A 15175-nucleotide genomic window follows, 5' to 3' on the forward strand; every position below is an offset into this window, starting at 1 on the left:
GATTCAGCACAGCCGGGCTCCCGGCGCATCCAGCGGCGATACCCAGGCGTCACTGTCGAAGCCGGCCGCAGCGAACGCTGCCTGCACCGGCGCCACGGCGGCACGGGCCTGGTCGGCATCCTCGAACCAGGCGAACACACTGGGTCCGGCACCGGAGATGCCCGCGCCCATTGCATGGGCCGACAGCGCTGCATCACGGGCGGCCTCGAAGCCGGCAATCAATCCGGCCCGTCGCGGTTCGACCAGCACATCGCGCAGCCCCGCGCGTACCAGCGTCGCATCACTGCGATGGCAACCACTGAGCACCAGCGCGAGGTTCGCGCTCTGGGCCACGAACTCGCCCAGCGCATAGCTGCCCTGCAGGGCCTGGCGGGCACGGCGCGTTTCCAGCACCGCGTGCGGATGCACCAGCAGGCTGTGCCAGCTGGCAGGCACCGGGACCGGCAACAGGCGATCGGCCGTACACAGCGCCAGGCCACCCAGCAGCAGCGGGCCGACGTTGTCACCGTGACGGCCACCACTGGCCACCGCCTCACCATCCAGCGCGTAGGGGTACAGCGCCTCGCGCGGCAACGGGGCCTGCAGCAGCGCATTGGCGGCGACCAGCGCCGCGACACTCGACGCTGCCGAACCGCCCATGCCGGAACCGAACGGAATGCCCTTGTCGATCTCCACCGCGAATCCGAAATCCAGGCCCAGCCCTGCGCGCAGCGACATCAGCGCAGCCCCGGCGGTGTTGCCGGCGGCGTCCAGTGGCAGCGCGACAGCACTGCCACGGATCGCATCGATCCGCACCGCCGGCTCGTCGATGCGGCGCACGCTCACGGTATCGCCGATACCGGCAATGGCATGGCCGAGAATGTCGAAGCCCACTGCCACGTTGGCCACCGAGGCAGGCGCGAACGCACGTGCGATCACAGCCGCGCTCCTTCACCGGCGGCGACCCGCAGCAGGTCCGCGAACACACCCGCTGCCGTCACCTCCGGACCCGCACCCGGCCCCTGCACCACCAACGGGTTGTCGCAGTAGCGACGGGTGCGGAACTGCACCACGTTGTCGGTCAGCCGCAGGTTGGCGAAGGCATGATCGGCCGGCAGTTCCTGCAGCCCCACCGAGGCGCCGTCGGCACCCAGCCGTGCCACATAGCGCAGCACCGCACCACGCGCCCGCGCATCCTGCAGGCGTTGCAGCAGGATGGCGTCGGACTCGCCCAGCCGCGCCATGAAGTCATCCACGCTGCCCTCGCGCAGCAGCGCCGGCACCAGGCTTTCCACTTCCACCTGCTCAAGACTGAGCGGGTGGCCGGCTTCGCGGGCCAGGATCACCAGCTTGCGCGCCACGTCCACGCCCGAAAGATCGTCACGCGGGTCCGGCTCGGTGTAGCCCATCGACCGCGCCTGCGCGACCAGCTGCGAGAACGGCTGGCTGCCATCGAAGCGGTTGAACAGCCAGGCCAGCGTGCCGGAGAAGATGCCTTCGATGGCCAGCACCTCGTCACCGGTATCGACCAGGTCACGCAGCGTGGTGATCACCGGCAGGCCCGCGCCCACCGTGGCCTCGTAGCGGAAACGCGCACCACTGGCCGCCGCCGCGGCGCGGATGCGCTGGTAGCGCGGCAGCGGCCCGGCGCCGGCCTGTTTGTTCGGGGTGACCACGTGGATGCCGGCTGCCAGCCAGCCCTCATAGCGCTCGGCCACCTCGGCACTGCCACTGCAGTCGATCACCACCGCATGCGGCAGGTGCGCGGCCAGCAGGTGTTCGGTGAAGCGATCCAGATCGCTGGGCTCACCCGCCTGCTGAAGGGCTTCGCGCCAGTCGGCATGCAGCCCATCCGCATCCAGCCGCATGCGCGAACGCGAGGCCAGTGCGCGCAGGCGCAGGTCGACATTGGCCTTGGCCAGCAACTGCGGGCGCGCGGCCAGCAGCTGGTCCAGCAGCGCGGCACCGACGTTGCCAGGCCCGATCACACCCACCGCGAAGGTCTGCGGCGACAGCCAGAAGCCAGCATGCGCGGCGCGCAGGGCGCGGGTGGCATCAGCACTGTCCACCGCCACCGAAATGTTGCGCTCGGACGAGCCCTGCGCGATTGCCAGGATGTTCACCTGTGCGCGGCCCAGCGCCTCGAACAGGCGTGCCGCCACGCCGGGTTGACCGGCCATGCCGTCGCCCACCGCCGCCAGAACGCTGACGCCCTCGCTGACCTGCACGCGCTGCACCTGGCCCACCGACAGCTCATGCGCAAACGCATGCAGCAGCGCCTCGCGGCCACGTGCAGCTTCGGCGGCGCGCACCACGCAGCAGATCGAATGTTCCGACGAACCCTGCGAGATCATCACCACCGACACCTGCGCCTGGCGCAGGGCAGCGAATACGCGCTCTGCAGTGCCTGGCACGCCGATCAGGCCGGTGCCTTCCAGGTTCAACAGGGCCAGGCCCGGGCTCAGGGTCAGGCCCTTTACCGGCCCACGCGGCGAGCGCTCGGCACTGATGCGCGTACCCGGATGCGCCGGTTGGAACGTATTGCGGATGAAGATCGGCAGGCCCAGGCGGATCGCCGGCGACATCGTCTGCGGGTGCACCACTTTGGCGCCGAAGTAGGCCAGTTCGCAGGCCTCGTCGTAGCTGAGCGATTCGAGCTGCACGGCTTCGGGTACCAGCCGCGGGTCGGCTGACAGCACGCCGTCGACGTCGGTCCAGATGTGCAGTTCATCGGCATTGAACAGCGCGGCGAAGATCGCGCCGGAGTAGTCACTGCCGTTGCGGCCCAGGGTGGTGATGCGGTCATCACGGTCACGCGCGACGAAACCGGTGGCGACCAGGCGCGGCTGCGGATGCTGCAGGCGCCATTGCGCGAGGCGGTCGGCGCTGGCTTCCCAGTCGACATCGACGCCCAGCTCGCCATGCCCGACCACCAGCACGTCGCGCGCATCGAGCACCGCACAGTCTTCGCCCAAGGCACGCAGGTGGGTGCCAAGCAGCTGCGCGGAGAACACTTCGCCCAGGCCCTGCACGCGGTCCAGCACCTCGCGCGGCAGCTCGCCGATCACCGCCAGCGCCGCCAGCACTTCGGCCAGCTGATCGAAGCGGGCGTCGATCCATTCGACCGTCTCGCCGACCTGCTCGCCCAGCAGCGCCACGGCGGCGCCACGGTGGCGCGCGCGCAGGGCATGCCAGGCCTCGCGCCAACCCTGGTCACCCTTTGCCGCCAGCTGCGCCAGATCGATCAGCGCGTCGGTGACCCCCTTCATCGCCGAGACGACAGTGACCTGCAGCGACTCAGGACGGGCCAGCAGCAGGCCGGCAACATGGCGATAGCGTTCGGCATCGGCCACCGAGGTGCCGCCGAACTTGTGCACGACAGTGGACGGTGCAGCCAGATCGGCCGGGGCAACGGGATGGGCGGGGGCGTGGGAAGACATGCAGACCTCGTTAGGAGGCCCCGTCGCATGCAGGTGTCGAGTTTCCCCGCCACCTGGATGGTGCGGGGCCGTGGTTTTCGGGAGTTACACGAAGACGACGGGCCGCACCAGGGCAGTGGTGACGGTGGTGGTGGTAATGGTGGTGGTGGCGACCGGCGCAGTCGGACGGCCCGCAATGGCGGGGGCGATCAGGCTGGCGTGGGCGGCATCAAGGACCATGACGCACAGAAAACACTGTGCGCCGGTCCGCTGTCAAGTGCTGCGATGCAAAAAATCATTGCGGCGATCATCGGCCAACGTGACGGCATTTGGTTGCATCTGAGACCAAGCCGGCATCAGCACCCTTGACGCCCACATTCAGCCTGCATGTTCGGCGATCGCCCGTGGCGAGCGATGGGCATGCGCGCACAGCATCACGCCGGCCACCAGGAACACGATCGCCAGCGCCTCCAGCAGCGAGGGCCAGCGCTGCTGCCAGGCGAAGGCATACGCCAGCGCGAACAGCGTCTCGAACACGATCATCTGCCCGGTCAGGGTCAGCGGCAGCAGGCGGCTGGCGCGGTTCCAGAACGCGTTGCCGAGGATCGAGGCCACCACTGCCACGCCGGCGCTGATCACCCAGAAGCCCCCCCACTGTGCCGCGGTGTGATTGCCGGTGTGGCCGATGAAGGCCGTCGGCACCAGCAGCAGGGCCAGGCCGCCAGTGGTGACGCCGGTCAGCAACGACCAGTCGTGGCTGGACAGGTCCGGCCGGCGTGCCAGCCAGCGACTGTTGCCGATCGAGTACAGCGCCCACGAGAAGAGCGCGCCGAACGCACAGAGCAGGCCGATCAGGCGCTGCCGCCACGGTGTTGCGAGGTGTTCGGACATCAATGCTTCCCAGCCCACCAGCGCCACGCCGAGCACGCACAGGCCCAGCGCCGGCAGCAGCTGCTTCAACGGCACCGCGCCCTGCTCGCGCACGCCAACCACAGTGACCACCACCGGAATCAGGCCGACAATCAATGACGCCGCCGCGCCACCGGCCCACTGCACTGCCGTGGCCAGCAGCAGGAAGTACACCAGGTTGCCGGCCAGGCTCAGCCACAGCAGCCCGAACCATTCGGCGCGGCCCAGCCGCGGTGCCAGCCGCTTCCAGCGCGGCAGCAGCAGAGCGATGGCAATCAGGCCATAGACCAGGTAGCGACCGGCGGACAGTTGCAGGGCATTGAACGACTGCAGCATGGCGGGCGCGAGAAAGACCACGCCCCACAGCGCGCCAGCGGCAACGCCATTGGCGATGCCCAGGGCCATCGGGTTGTTGCGCATTCGGGTTCTTCGGGGGAAGAGAACGGGCCGCGCAGTGTAAGCGCTGGCCAGCGGGCGCTCTTGACCGAGGCTATTGCCTTGTCATCTCTGTAGAGCCGAGCCAATGCTCGGCTGCGATTGGCCGCTGTGCAGATAAGGGCAGCCGAGCGTGGGCTCGGCTCTACAGGTCATATGGCGCCCCTGCGCCAGGCGGCCGGCGTCTGCCCGCACTCACGACGCAGCGCACGGGTCAGTGCACTCTGCTCGGAATAGCCTGCCGCCAGCGCGATATCGCTGATCGGCGCCGCACTGGTACGCAGCTGGTGCTTGGCCCAACGCAAACGGCTTGCACTGAGCCAGGCCTGCGGGCTCAGCCCGAACTCCCGCTGGAACAGCGCATGCAACCGGCTTTCGCTGACACCGACGAAGGCGGCCATGCGTGCTACCGGCCACGCCTGGCCCGGATCAACCTGCACCGCCGCGCACAGGCCCTGCAGGCGCGCACCACTGCCCGCCGGTGCGAACACCTGGAGCAGCTGCGGCAACAGGGCCGGCAGTGCCTGGCCCTCACACACCTGCGCCAGGCGCTGTCGCAGCGCCAGTGGCAGATGCAGCCAGCGCTGGCGGCACAGGTGTTCCTGGGTACCGTCATCGAGCACACCCGGGGGGCAGTCGACGATCACGAAAGCATTCGGGCCATCGGCCATCTGGTCGTGTGCCTCGCCAGCCGCGACGAAGGCCCCCTGCAGCAGGTCCAAGCGACCACCGCGGCCTTGCATCTCGAACTGCAGTTCGCCCTGCAGCGGCAGCACCCACTGCGCGTAGTCATGACGGTCCAGGCCGGTGGCCTGGCCGTAGTGCCGCAGGTGGAAGATCGCGCCCATATGACGAGTGTGCGCGTGCTGGCATTTCCCTGCAACGCGGCCCCGGCACCGGCCATGCTATGTTCCAGCCAGTTACAGACGCAGGGATGGCAGGATGAACAGCATGATCCGATTGCTTCCGCTGGCACTGGCCAGCGCCTTACCCCTGGCCGCCCTGGCCCAGGCGCCATCCGCGCCATCGGCCGCCGAGCGCATCGCACCTGCACCGCACTGCCTGGACGCACGTGACGTACGCCAGGTCGAGCAGGAGACGCCGACCGCCATCGCGGTCCGTGATGGCAGGGGCCAGGCCTTCCGCATCGACTTCAGCGCAGCCTGCCCGGGCGTCAACGAAGCCAGCGCACTGCGGCTGGAGGCGCCTTCGGGCTGGGCCTGCGGCCGTCCCAGTGAACAGGTGATGGTGGATGGCCGCCGCTGCGGCGTCGGCAGTGTCACCCCCATCGACAACCGGGAGTTCGCCAGCACCGCACGCCAGAGCAGCCGACTGTACGCGGCCACCCTGCCGCGGGTGAACGTGACCGCCACAGGCAAGCCCAGCCGTGGCGGCAGCAGCCCGCGCCATACCTTCCAGGCCTCGCCAGCGTTCTGCTTCGCCACCCGCCATGTGCGCAGCTGGAACGAGGATCCGCAAGGCGTGGTGGTGGAGACCAATCCGCGCCGCAATGGCGGCAATCGCTACTACCGCGTCGAACTGGCCGGCAGCTGCTCGATCCTGGCCGGGGCGACCTCGGTGGAATTCCAGTCCGGTTTCCAGAACGGCCTGATCTGTGGCAATCCGGGCGATCGCATCGTGGAGACGCCGTCCGGAATCCCCGGCGACATGCGCGCCAGCACGCCGCGCTTCGCCCGCCCGGGCTGCAGCGTGCTGGCGGTCTATCCGAAGGACGCGCCGGACCAGGCCTCGCGCTAGCCGTTCACGCCGAGGAAGGCGAACGGTGCACTGGGTACGAAGTGACCCAATGCATCGCCGGCGAACGTGTTGCGCTGGTCCTTGCCAAGGTCGAGCTTGAGCACCTGGCCGCCGAAATCGACCTTGTTCAGATCGATCCAGAAGGTGTTGGGGGTCAGCGCCGATTCGAAGAAGTACAACCGCCGCTTGTGGTCGGCCACCGTGCGCCAGCGCGTCGATGAGATGTTCGGCTCGCCCGGCGTGGTGATGCCATACGGCACCGACGCATTGCGGATCACGCTGAACACGCTGGCAAGCGCTTCCACCGGGTCCTCGGCCTTGGGAATGGCATTGATGTAGAACGACGCACGCGCGAAGCGGTCGGACGAGCGGTTGGTACCTGGCAGCATCACCGTGCCACCGATCTGCTGCCAGTAGCTGTTGAGTGCCAGCTGCTGCTCGAAGATCGGCGAGTTGGTCATCACCTGGTAGCGCCGGTCATGGTGGATCACCTGGCGCCCCCCGATGTACTCGACGATGGCACTGTCGCCGCTCGCGTCGGACAGCGACAGATGCAGCGTTGCCTGGCGGTCCTCGCCCGGCACCTTGTCGGTGACGATCGAGTACGGCTCACGCTTCAGCGCCGCCACCGCCTCGTCCACGGTCGCGAAATTGTCCAGCACATACTGCGCCCACAGCGAAATCGCCAGTCCCGGCTTGTTGCCGCGCTGCTGCGGATACTCCGATTCGACCAGCCACAGCAGGTTGGCCACCAGGCCCTTCTCGTTCATGCCATCGGTGGTCGACACGTCGTAGCCGGTGGCCACCACCGAACCATAGCGCGCTGTCCAGGCCAGCGACTTCGGTCCGGCCTGGCCGGTGCGCGCGATGCCGCGCGGCAGCACATAGAGGTTGGTCGCCACGTCGACCTTCCAGTCCATCGAGCGTGCGGTGATCACATCACCGTTGTCACCCAGGTACACCGCGCGCGTGCAGGCCAGCGCCGGTGCCACCGCAGCGGCCAGTGCGACCGCCAGCATTGCCCTGCCCGTCCACTTCATCCGTACCATGTCGTTGTGCTCCTTTCCCCGTGAACCCCGGATCTGACCGCACGCAGGGTGACACAGGGGTGAAGCCTCAGCGTACGACCCGATCGTGCAGCCAGAAACCTGCAAGCATCGCAGGCACGAACCACAGCGCTTCACGCGATGCGACTGCCAGCCCGGCGATGGCCGGTCCCGGGCAATAGCCAGCCCATCCCCAGCCGATACCGAACAGAGCGGCACCCAGCAGCAGGCGCGCATCGACATCACGCGCACTGGGCAGTTGGAAGCGCAGCGCGAACCACGGCTGCGCGCGGCGCAACACCCAGCGCTGGCCGACCGCACTGACCAGCAGCGCCGCGCCCAGCACCCACACCAGGGTGGGATCGAAATCACCCGCAATGTCGAGGAAGCCGAGCACACGGCGCGCGTCGGTCATCCCCGAAAGCGCCAGCCCCGCACCGAACAGCGCACCCGCCGCTGCCGCGGCCCCTGTCGCGCGGCTCATGCCAGGCCTCCGCCGTGGCGGATCAGGAACGTCGTCAGCATCGCGCAGGCCATGAACACCAGCACCGCCAGCAGCGAGCGCTTCGAGCCGCGAGCCATGCCACAGACGCCGTGACCACTGGTACAGCCACTGCCCAAGCGGGTGCCGAAGCCCACCAGCAGGCCGGCGCCGATCAACTGCCAGGCAGGCAAGGCATCGCGCAACTGTACCCGCGGCAACCCGTCGGGCAGCGACTGCCACCACAGCACCAGCCCGGCCGCCGCGAGCAGGCCAGACAGGAAGGCCCAGCGCCATCCGCGCTCGCCTTCCGCTGCGCGCAGGCTGCCTGCGGCGATCCCGCTGATACCGGCCACACGCCCGAGGGTGGCGAGCAACAGCACTGCGGCGGCGCCGATCAACCCACCGCCGGCTACCGCAGTCCACGGCAGGTTCATGCCCTGCCCTCATTCACGCCCTTCATGGGATTGCCCTTTTATTTAGATTTATCTAAATTAGACACGTCTAAACAAAAAGGTCAACCATGCCCAGCACCCCGCTCGACAGTGCCGCGATGGGCAAGCACGCCGCGCAGGCCGCTGCCCTGCTCAAGCGCCTGGCCCATCCTGCCCGCCTGCGCGTGCTGTGCCGCCTGGTCGAAGGCGAAGCGCCGGTGCCGGAGCTGCAGGCGCTGACCGGATTGAGTGCGTCCGCGCTGTCGCAGCACCTGGCTGTGCTGCGCGATATGGACATCGTGGCGACCCGGCGCGAAGCACAGGCCATCCACTACCGCATGCAGGAAGGGCCCGCATTGGGCGTGCTGCAGGCGCTGCATGCCGCCTATTGCGGCGGCGGCACCTCGGGCTGACGCTCAGCCGGCGTGCAGTGCTGGCTGCACAACGTTGTCGAGCAGGTCCACCGGCGTCGGCGCGGAGCGATCACCCTGCAGCGTACGGGTAAAGCCCGACCAGTCACTGGATGACAGCTGGCGCAACAGCGCCTCCTCCACCGCCAGCGCGCGCATCGACCAGTACGGAAACTGGCGCTGGCCCAGGCGGCCGCGCGCCAGTTCAATGATGTCGATATGGCTGCCGGCCTGCAGGATGCGTTCGTAGACCGAACCGATGCCATCCGGCGGCCCTTCGATGTACTGCAGGAAACGCCCGCCGTCGTGCAGCAGCACGCCGGTCACGCCGGCCATCTTGTTGAAGCGGGCCGCATCGTCGACCAGCGCCTGCAGCCGTCGAGCGGAGAGATCCGGCAGCGCCCGGCTGACATAGGCGATCGCACGCAGTGGCATGGTGCTTCCTTGGCAATATCTGCCGCCACGGTAGCAGTTGCGGACGAGCCCGTCTCAGATCCACGCGTCGCTTGCTGAAGGATTCAGCTGGCCGCCGTTGCCGGGCTTTCAGAGCGCCGTGGCAGCGTCGCCTCGAACACCACCTGCCCCGCCTCGTTGCGCGCGCCGATGTGGCCGCCGTGCGCGCGGACGAACTGATCAACGATGTACAGGCCCAGCCCCAGGCCATTGCTGGGGTGGAAACTGGCCTTGAACGGCTCGAACAATCGCGGCAGCAGCGCGTCGTCGATCCGCCCGGCGTTGCTTACCCGCAGCAGCACGCTGCGCGGATCGCGGCCGTCCACCTCCACCCTCGCCTCGCTGCCATGGGTAAGCGCGTTGCCGACCAGGTTCGCGGCGACCTGGCCAAGCCGATCCAGATCACCCTGCAGGCGGGTATCGCCCTGCATGTCGAGATGCACCCGTGCGTGGCCGTGGGCGCTGCCCGCTTCGGCCACCACGGCACGCGTCACTTCCGCAAGATCGCAGGCACTTGCCTGCAGGCGCAGGCCGCCGCTGCGGATCCGCGAAAAGTCCAGCAGCTGCTCGACCATCCGCGCCATGCGCAGGGTGCTGGCTTCCAGGTGCTTCAGGGTCTGCTGCGCACCGGCATTGTCCTCTGGAAGCTCCAGCGCCAGCTTGTCGGCACACAGCAGGATCGCCGACAGCGGCGTGCGCAGGTCATGGGTGAGCACGGCCGCCATCGTCTCGTTGAGCTTGAGCGAACGTTCCAGCGCCTCGTTGCGCGCCTTCAGCAGCTGGCGCTGCTGGTAGAGCTCGATGAAGACGTTGACCTTGCTCAGGATCACCTGCGGTGCGACCGGCTTGTGCAGGAAATCGACCGCACCTGTTTCGTAGCCCTTGAAGGCACGCACCGGGTCATCCGGCGAGGCGGTCAGGAAGATGATCGGCACATCGCGGCTGCGGTGCGAACCGCGCATCAGCTCGGCCAGGGTGAAGCCATCGATCTCCGGCATGTGCACATCCAGCAATGCCAGCGCCACCTCGTGCTCCAGCAGCAGCTCCAGCGCCTGCGCACCCGAGCCCGCAAGCAGCAGGTTCACGCCCTCGCGCTGCAGCAGCGCCTGCATGGCTACCAGGTTCTGCGGCACGTCATCGACGATCAGCAGGTTGACCGGGGTCTGCGACTGCGCAGGGTCCGGTGGCAACAGGTTCATGCAAACAACTCCTTCAGGCGACGGCACATCAGTTCAAGGGGCAGCACGGCATCGGCGCCAGCGTGCTGCAGGGCGGAGGCCGGCATCATCGATGCCTCGGCCTCCTCGGGACATTGCAGCCAGGCGCGGCCACCAGCGGCGCGCACGGCGGCCACGCCTTCGCTGCCATCACTGCTGGCACCGGTCAGCAGCAAGGCCAGCACCTGCGCGCCGAACACCGCTGCCGCCGACTCGAACAGCGGATCGATGGCCGGGCGAGAAAACAGCACCGGGGCGTCCACCGACAGCGCCAGCGAACCGGCGTCTTCCACCAGCAGGTGATAGTCCGGTGGCGCAAAGGTCACCGTGCCAGGCTGCAGCGGCTGCTTGTCTTCGGCCTCGCGCACCGGCAGCGCGCAGTACGGCGCCAGCACTTCGGCGATGCGGCTGCTGCGATCGCGTGGCAGGTGCAGCACTGCCAGCACCGGCGCCGGCAGTGCCGCAGGCAGCGCGCCAAGCACCGTCTGCAGCGCTGCGACCCCACCCGCAGAGGCCCCGATCACCAGCACGGCCGGTCGTATCGGCAGGCTCATCAGGCGACTTTCCGGTACAGGCGATGCTCGCGCGAGCAGACCTCGAACGCACCGTGGTGGCGCCCGAACTGCAGCGACTCCTTGCTGCCCAGGCCAAGGAAGCCGCGATGCACCAGCGCATCACGGAACAGGCCCACCGCGCGATCCTGCAGGTCGCGGTTGAAATAGATCAGCACGTTGCGGCACGACACCAGGTGCACTTCGGAGAACACGGTGTCGGTGGCCAGGCTGTGGTCGGCGAACACCACGTTGCGGCGCAGCTGGCGGTTGAACACCGCGCCATCGTAGGCCGTGGCGTAGTAGTCGGAGAGCGAAGCGGTGCCGCCGGCCGCCAGGTAGTTGCGGCTGAACTGGGCCATGCGGTCGATGCCATAGGCGCCGGCTTCGGCGGTGGCCAGCGCTGCCGGATTGATGTCGGTGGCGTAAACGATGCTGCGCTCGAGCAGGTCTTCCTCGTGCAGCAGGATCGCCAGTGACCACACTTCCTCGCCCGTACTGCAGCCAGCCACCCACAGCTTCACCGAGGGATAGGTGCGCAGCACCGGCACCACCTGCTCGCGCAGCTCACGGAAATAGGCCGGGTCACGGAACATCTCCGAGACCTGCACGGTGAAGAACTGCATCGCCTGCGCGAACAGGTCCGGCTCGTGCAGCAGGCGGTGCTGCAGGTCGGCCAGCCGCTCGCACTCGTAGCGCTGCATGGCCTGGCGGATGCGCCGCCGCAGCGACGATACCGCGTAGCTGCGGAAGTCGTAGTGGTAGCGCTGGTACAGCGCTTCCAGCAGCACCTTCAGTTCCAGGTCGAACAGCGCCTGCTCGTTCATTGCCGCGAGCACCAGACACGGCACAACGAGACCAGCTTGTCGACATCGATGGGCTTGGCGATGTAATCGTTGGCACCGGCCTGCAGGCATCGCTCACGGTCGTCCGGCATGGCCTTGGCGGTCAGCGCGATGATCGGCAGGTCCTGCAGGTGGCGCTGCGCGCGGATCTCGCGCATCGCGGCCAGCCCATCCTTCTCCGGCATCATGATGTCCATCAGCACCAGATCGACCTCACGCTCGGCCAGGCGATCCACCGCTTCCTGGCCATTGCGCGCGATCTCCAGCGTGACGCCGAGCGGTTCGAGCACGCTGGACAGCGCGAAGATGTTGCGGACATCGTCTTCGGCCAGCAGCACGGTACGGCCATCGAGCACGGTGTCGCGACGGCGCGCTTCGCGCAGCAGGCGCTGCTGGTCGGTCGGCAGGCTGGCCTCGACGCTGTGCAGGAACAGGGTCACTTCATCCAGCAGGCGTTCCGGCGAACGCGCACCCTTGATGATGATGCTCTTGGAATAGCGGCGCAGGCGCTGCTCTTCCTCGCGGCTGAGCGCGCGGCCGGTATAGACGATCACCGGCGGGAAACCGACCTCATCGTTGCCGGCCATGTGTTCAAGCAGGTCGTAGCCGCTGCCGTCGGGCAGCGACAGGTCCATCACCATGCAGTCGAACGTGACCGTGCTGAGCTGTTCCAGTGCACCGGCCAGGGTGCCCACCGCGACGATCTGCAGCTGGTCGCGGCCCAGCAGCAGTTCCAGGTTGCTGCGCAGCTCGCTGTCGTCCTCGACGATCAGCAGGCGCCGCACGTCGCGCTGGCTGGTCTGTTCCAGCTGCTCGATGGCCGTCACCAGCCGCTCGCGCGTGGTCGGCTTGATCGCGAAGCCGATCGCGCCCAGCTCGCGCGCCACCTGGCTGCGGTCCGTTGCCGAGACCACATGCACCGGGATGTGGCGGGTTTCGGGGTTGCGCTTCAGGCGCTCCAGCACGCTCAGGCCCGACACGTCCGGCAGGCCGATATCAAGCAGGACGCCGTTTGGACGCAGCTCACTGGCAAGTGTCAGCGCTTCTTCCGCCGTACCCGCCACCACGCAGTCGAAGTCCAGTTCATGGGCCAGGGCCACCAGTGCTTCGGCGAACGTGGCATCGTCCTCGACCGCCAGGATCAGGCGCCCGGCGCGCTGGCGGCGGCCGCGGTCGTCGGCCACGCCGGCCGACACAGTGGCCGGCGCCGACGCAGTGGCAGCGCGCACCGGCGCGGGCGGCAGCACGGCCGGTGTCCGTGCCGGCGCCGGCACTGCCACGGGGGCCTCGGCAGCCTCGGCTGCGCTCGCCGCGGGGGCGCCCTGCAATGGCAGCTCCAGGATGAAGCAGCTGCCGCGCCCGGGCTCGCTGTCGACCTGGATCTGGCCGCCCATGCGCTCGGCCAGGTCGCGCGAGATCGACAGGCCCAGGCCGGTACCGCCGTAGCGACGGCGGGTGCTGCCGTCGGCTTGGCGGAAGGCTTCAAAGATGACGTCCAGCTGCTCGCGGGCGATGCCGATGCCGGTGTCGCAGACCTCGAACCGGATGCGGCCATTGCCGGCCGCACGCACGTGCAGGCTGACCTTTCCGTGCTCGGTGAACTTCACCGCATTGGCCAGCAGGTTCTTCAGGATCTGCTGCAGCCGCTGGCTGTCGACCACCAGCTGGCTCGGTGCCAGCGCATCGGCTTCGATCTGCAGGGCCAGGCCCTTCTGCCGCGCCATCGGCTCGAAGGTCTCGCGCAGGCGCTGCAGCGCGCTGTCGACCACCACCACTTCATCGGACAGTTCGACATGGCCGGCCTCGATGCGCGACAGGTCGAGGATGTCGTTGATCAGTGCCAACAGATCGTTGTTGGACGAGAGGATCGCACGGGCGTACTTCACCTGTTCCTCGGTGAGCGTGCCGTCCTTGTTGTCGGCCAGCAGCTTGGCCAGGATCAGCGAGCTGTTCAGCGGCGTGCGCAGTTCGTGCGACATGTTGGCCAGGAACTCGGACTTGTAGCGCGATGTCGCGGCCAGTTCGTTGCTGTTGCGCACCAGCTGGCTCTGCGCGACCAGCAGCGCCTGCTTCTGCGCCTCCAGCTCGTGGGTGCGCTCTTCCAGCTGCACGTTGCTCTGTTCCAGCTCGGCCTGCTGTTCTTCCAGGTGGCTCTGCGACTGCAGCAGGCTGCGGCTCTGCTCTTCCAGTTCCTCGTTGGCCACGCGCAGCTCTTCCTGCTGGGCCTGCAGCTCCTCGCCCTGGCGCTGCGACTCTTCCAGCAGCACCACCAGTTGCGCACGCAACAGCGATGCGCGCAGCGCCATGCCGATGGTCTCGGCACAGCGCTCCAGCAGCTCGCGATCCAGATCACGCTGTTCACCGACCCGGGCGCGGCCCAGTTCGATGATGCCGACCACGGCGCCGTCGCTGCTGAGCGGCGCCAGGATGCGCTCGCGCACCGGCAGCCGGCCCAGGCTGGTCTGCAGTTCAAGCACCGCGGCATCGTCGCCATGCAGGTGGCGGATCCGTTCATCACGAGCGACCTGCCCGGCCAGCCCTTCGTGCAGGGCCAGCGAGGCCGGCGCGCCCGAAGGCAGCGCCATGCCACCGGTCAGCTGCAGCCGTCCGCCTTCCAGCCGATAGACCGCACCGACCTCCGCGTCCAGCTGCCCGGCCAGGCTCGTCGCAGCCGCCTCGGCGATCTGCTCCGGCCCCAGGTCACCGCGCAGGCTCGACGCCACCGCGTTCTCGGCCTCCTGCAGCCAGAGCGCGCGCATGGCCTGGCGGCGGGCCTGGATGGCGCGCGAGACGATCAGCGCGATCATCAGGAAGGCGCAGCCACCGATGGTGCGGTTGACGAACGAGAACGACGAGTTGTTGCTGGCGGGCGCCACGTTGAAGCCGATCACCAGCAGGACACAGGCGATCATCGCGACCACGAACGGCGCGCGCGCACTGCGCTGGAACACCGTGACGCCCACGGCCAGGAAATAGGCCAGCCAGACCGCGTATCCCAGCGGCACCACCAGTTCCAGCGCGATGGTCGCCGCCAGCAATACGGCAGAGGTCATCCAGATCCAGCGGTCACGCGTAGTCGCACCAGGACGCATGCAGGTCGGTTCCAGAAGGCAAAGGGTGGAAGATGGTACTCCGTGTCGCATTCAGCCGCACAGGACAAATGGCACGTGTCAGGTGTGCACGCATCCTTCACACTTGAATGCCTAGCTTCACGTCCCTCACAGGGGTAACACTTATC

15 protein-coding genes are annotated in these 15175 nt (G+C 68.1%); 3 read left to right on the plus strand and 12 right to left on the minus strand.

Annotated features, from left to right (window positions below; genetic code table 11):
- Window positions 1-3: 3 nt before the first annotated feature.
- Window positions 4-918, minus strand: a complete 915-nt coding sequence (locus AC5JLE_RS03970) for a homoserine kinase (protein WP_032957682.1) — start codon at window positions 916-918, stop codon at window positions 4-6.
- Complete coding sequence (gene thrA / locus AC5JLE_RS03975) at window positions 915-3419, minus strand: bifunctional aspartate kinase/homoserine dehydrogenase I (RefSeq protein ID WP_496065058.1); 2505 nt, start codon at window positions 3417-3419, stop codon at window positions 915-917. Before thrA ends, AC5JLE_RS03970 begins: the two co-directional genes overlap by 4 nt.
- Before the next feature lie 27 nt (window positions 3420-3446).
- On the opposite strand from thrA, the gene AC5JLE_RS03980 reads away from it, so the two are divergent.
- On the plus strand, window positions 3447-3767 hold the full coding sequence (locus tag AC5JLE_RS03980) for a hypothetical protein (RefSeq protein WP_496065059.1): 321 nt from the start codon (window positions 3447-3449) through the stop codon (window positions 3765-3767).
- A 9-nt stretch (window positions 3768-3776) separates the two neighbouring features.
- On the opposite strand, the gene AC5JLE_RS03985 is transcribed toward AC5JLE_RS03980, so the two are convergent.
- Window positions 3777-4727, minus strand: coding sequence for a DMT family transporter (locus AC5JLE_RS03985; RefSeq protein ID WP_496065060.1), 951 nt, complete (start codon window positions 4725-4727; stop codon window positions 3777-3779).
- 167 nt (window positions 4728-4894) lie between these two features.
- Window positions 4895-5590 (minus strand): helix-turn-helix transcriptional regulator, encoded by a 696-nt coding sequence (locus tag AC5JLE_RS03990; RefSeq protein ID WP_014646939.1) that lies wholly within the window; start codon window positions 5588-5590, stop codon window positions 4895-4897.
- A 103-nt stretch (window positions 5591-5693) separates the two neighbouring features.
- On the opposite strand from AC5JLE_RS03990, the gene AC5JLE_RS03995 reads away from it, so the two are divergent.
- Window positions 5694-6500, plus strand: a complete 807-nt coding sequence (locus tag AC5JLE_RS03995) for a DUF6491 family protein (RefSeq protein WP_496065061.1) — start codon at window positions 5694-5696, stop codon at window positions 6498-6500.
- Here AC5JLE_RS03995 and AC5JLE_RS04000 read toward each other — a convergent pair.
- The 3 genes from AC5JLE_RS04000 to AC5JLE_RS04010 form a co-directional block, all read right to left on the minus strand.
- On the minus strand, window positions 6497-7549 hold the full coding sequence (locus AC5JLE_RS04000; protein ID WP_164110599.1) for a linear amide C-N hydrolase: 1053 nt from the start codon (window positions 7547-7549) through the stop codon (window positions 6497-6499). The genes AC5JLE_RS03995 and AC5JLE_RS04000 overlap by 4 nt on opposite strands.
- A 67-nt stretch (window positions 7550-7616) precedes the next feature.
- Window positions 7617-8030 (minus strand): DUF6691 family protein, encoded by a 414-nt coding sequence (locus AC5JLE_RS04005; protein WP_164166259.1) that lies wholly within the window; start codon window positions 8028-8030, stop codon window positions 7617-7619.
- Window positions 8027-8464 (minus strand): YeeE/YedE family protein, encoded by a 438-nt coding sequence (locus AC5JLE_RS04010; RefSeq protein WP_032957673.1) that lies wholly within the window; start codon window positions 8462-8464, stop codon window positions 8027-8029. Before AC5JLE_RS04010 ends, AC5JLE_RS04005 begins: the two co-directional genes overlap by 4 nt.
- An 86-nt stretch (window positions 8465-8550) precedes the next feature.
- On the opposite strand from AC5JLE_RS04010, the gene AC5JLE_RS04015 reads away from it, so the two are divergent.
- The gene (locus tag AC5JLE_RS04015; RefSeq protein WP_164110596.1) at window positions 8551-8874 is read left to right on the plus strand and encodes an ArsR/SmtB family transcription factor; all 324 of its coding nucleotides are present in this window, start codon (window positions 8551-8553) and stop codon (window positions 8872-8874) included.
- A gap of 3 nt (window positions 8875-8877) precedes the next feature.
- On the opposite strand, the gene AC5JLE_RS04020 is transcribed toward AC5JLE_RS04015, so the two are convergent.
- The 5 genes from AC5JLE_RS04020 to AC5JLE_RS04040 all read right to left on the minus strand — a co-directional run bounded on the left by AC5JLE_RS04020 (window position 8878) and on the right by AC5JLE_RS04040 (window position 15029).
- Window positions 8878-9306, minus strand: a complete 429-nt coding sequence (locus AC5JLE_RS04020; RefSeq protein ID WP_496065062.1) for a BLUF domain-containing protein — start codon at window positions 9304-9306, stop codon at window positions 8878-8880.
- Window positions 9307-9389: 83 nt separating this feature from the next.
- Window positions 9390-10523: a hybrid sensor histidine kinase/response regulator gene (locus AC5JLE_RS04025; RefSeq protein ID WP_032957670.1), complete on the minus strand. Its 1134-nt coding sequence runs from the start codon at window positions 10521-10523 to the stop codon at window positions 9390-9392.
- Window positions 10520-11095: a chemotaxis protein CheB gene (locus AC5JLE_RS04030; RefSeq protein ID WP_046430340.1), complete on the minus strand. Its 576-nt coding sequence runs from the start codon at window positions 11093-11095 to the stop codon at window positions 10520-10522. Before AC5JLE_RS04030 ends, AC5JLE_RS04025 begins: the two co-directional genes overlap by 4 nt.
- Window positions 11095-11919 carry a CheR family methyltransferase gene (locus AC5JLE_RS04035; RefSeq protein ID WP_075076806.1) on the minus strand — a complete coding sequence of 275 codons (825 nt, stop codon included), beginning with the start codon at window positions 11917-11919 and terminating at the stop codon, window positions 11095-11097. The genes AC5JLE_RS04030 and AC5JLE_RS04035 overlap by 1 nt, the downstream gene beginning before the upstream one ends.
- Window positions 11916-15029, minus strand: a complete 3114-nt coding sequence (locus AC5JLE_RS04040) for a response regulator (RefSeq protein WP_164110594.1) — start codon at window positions 15027-15029, stop codon at window positions 11916-11918. Before AC5JLE_RS04040 ends, AC5JLE_RS04035 begins: the two co-directional genes overlap by 4 nt.
- Window positions 15030-15175 lie beyond the last annotated feature (146 nt).

It is taken from the genome of Stenotrophomonas sp., assembly GCF_059505245.1.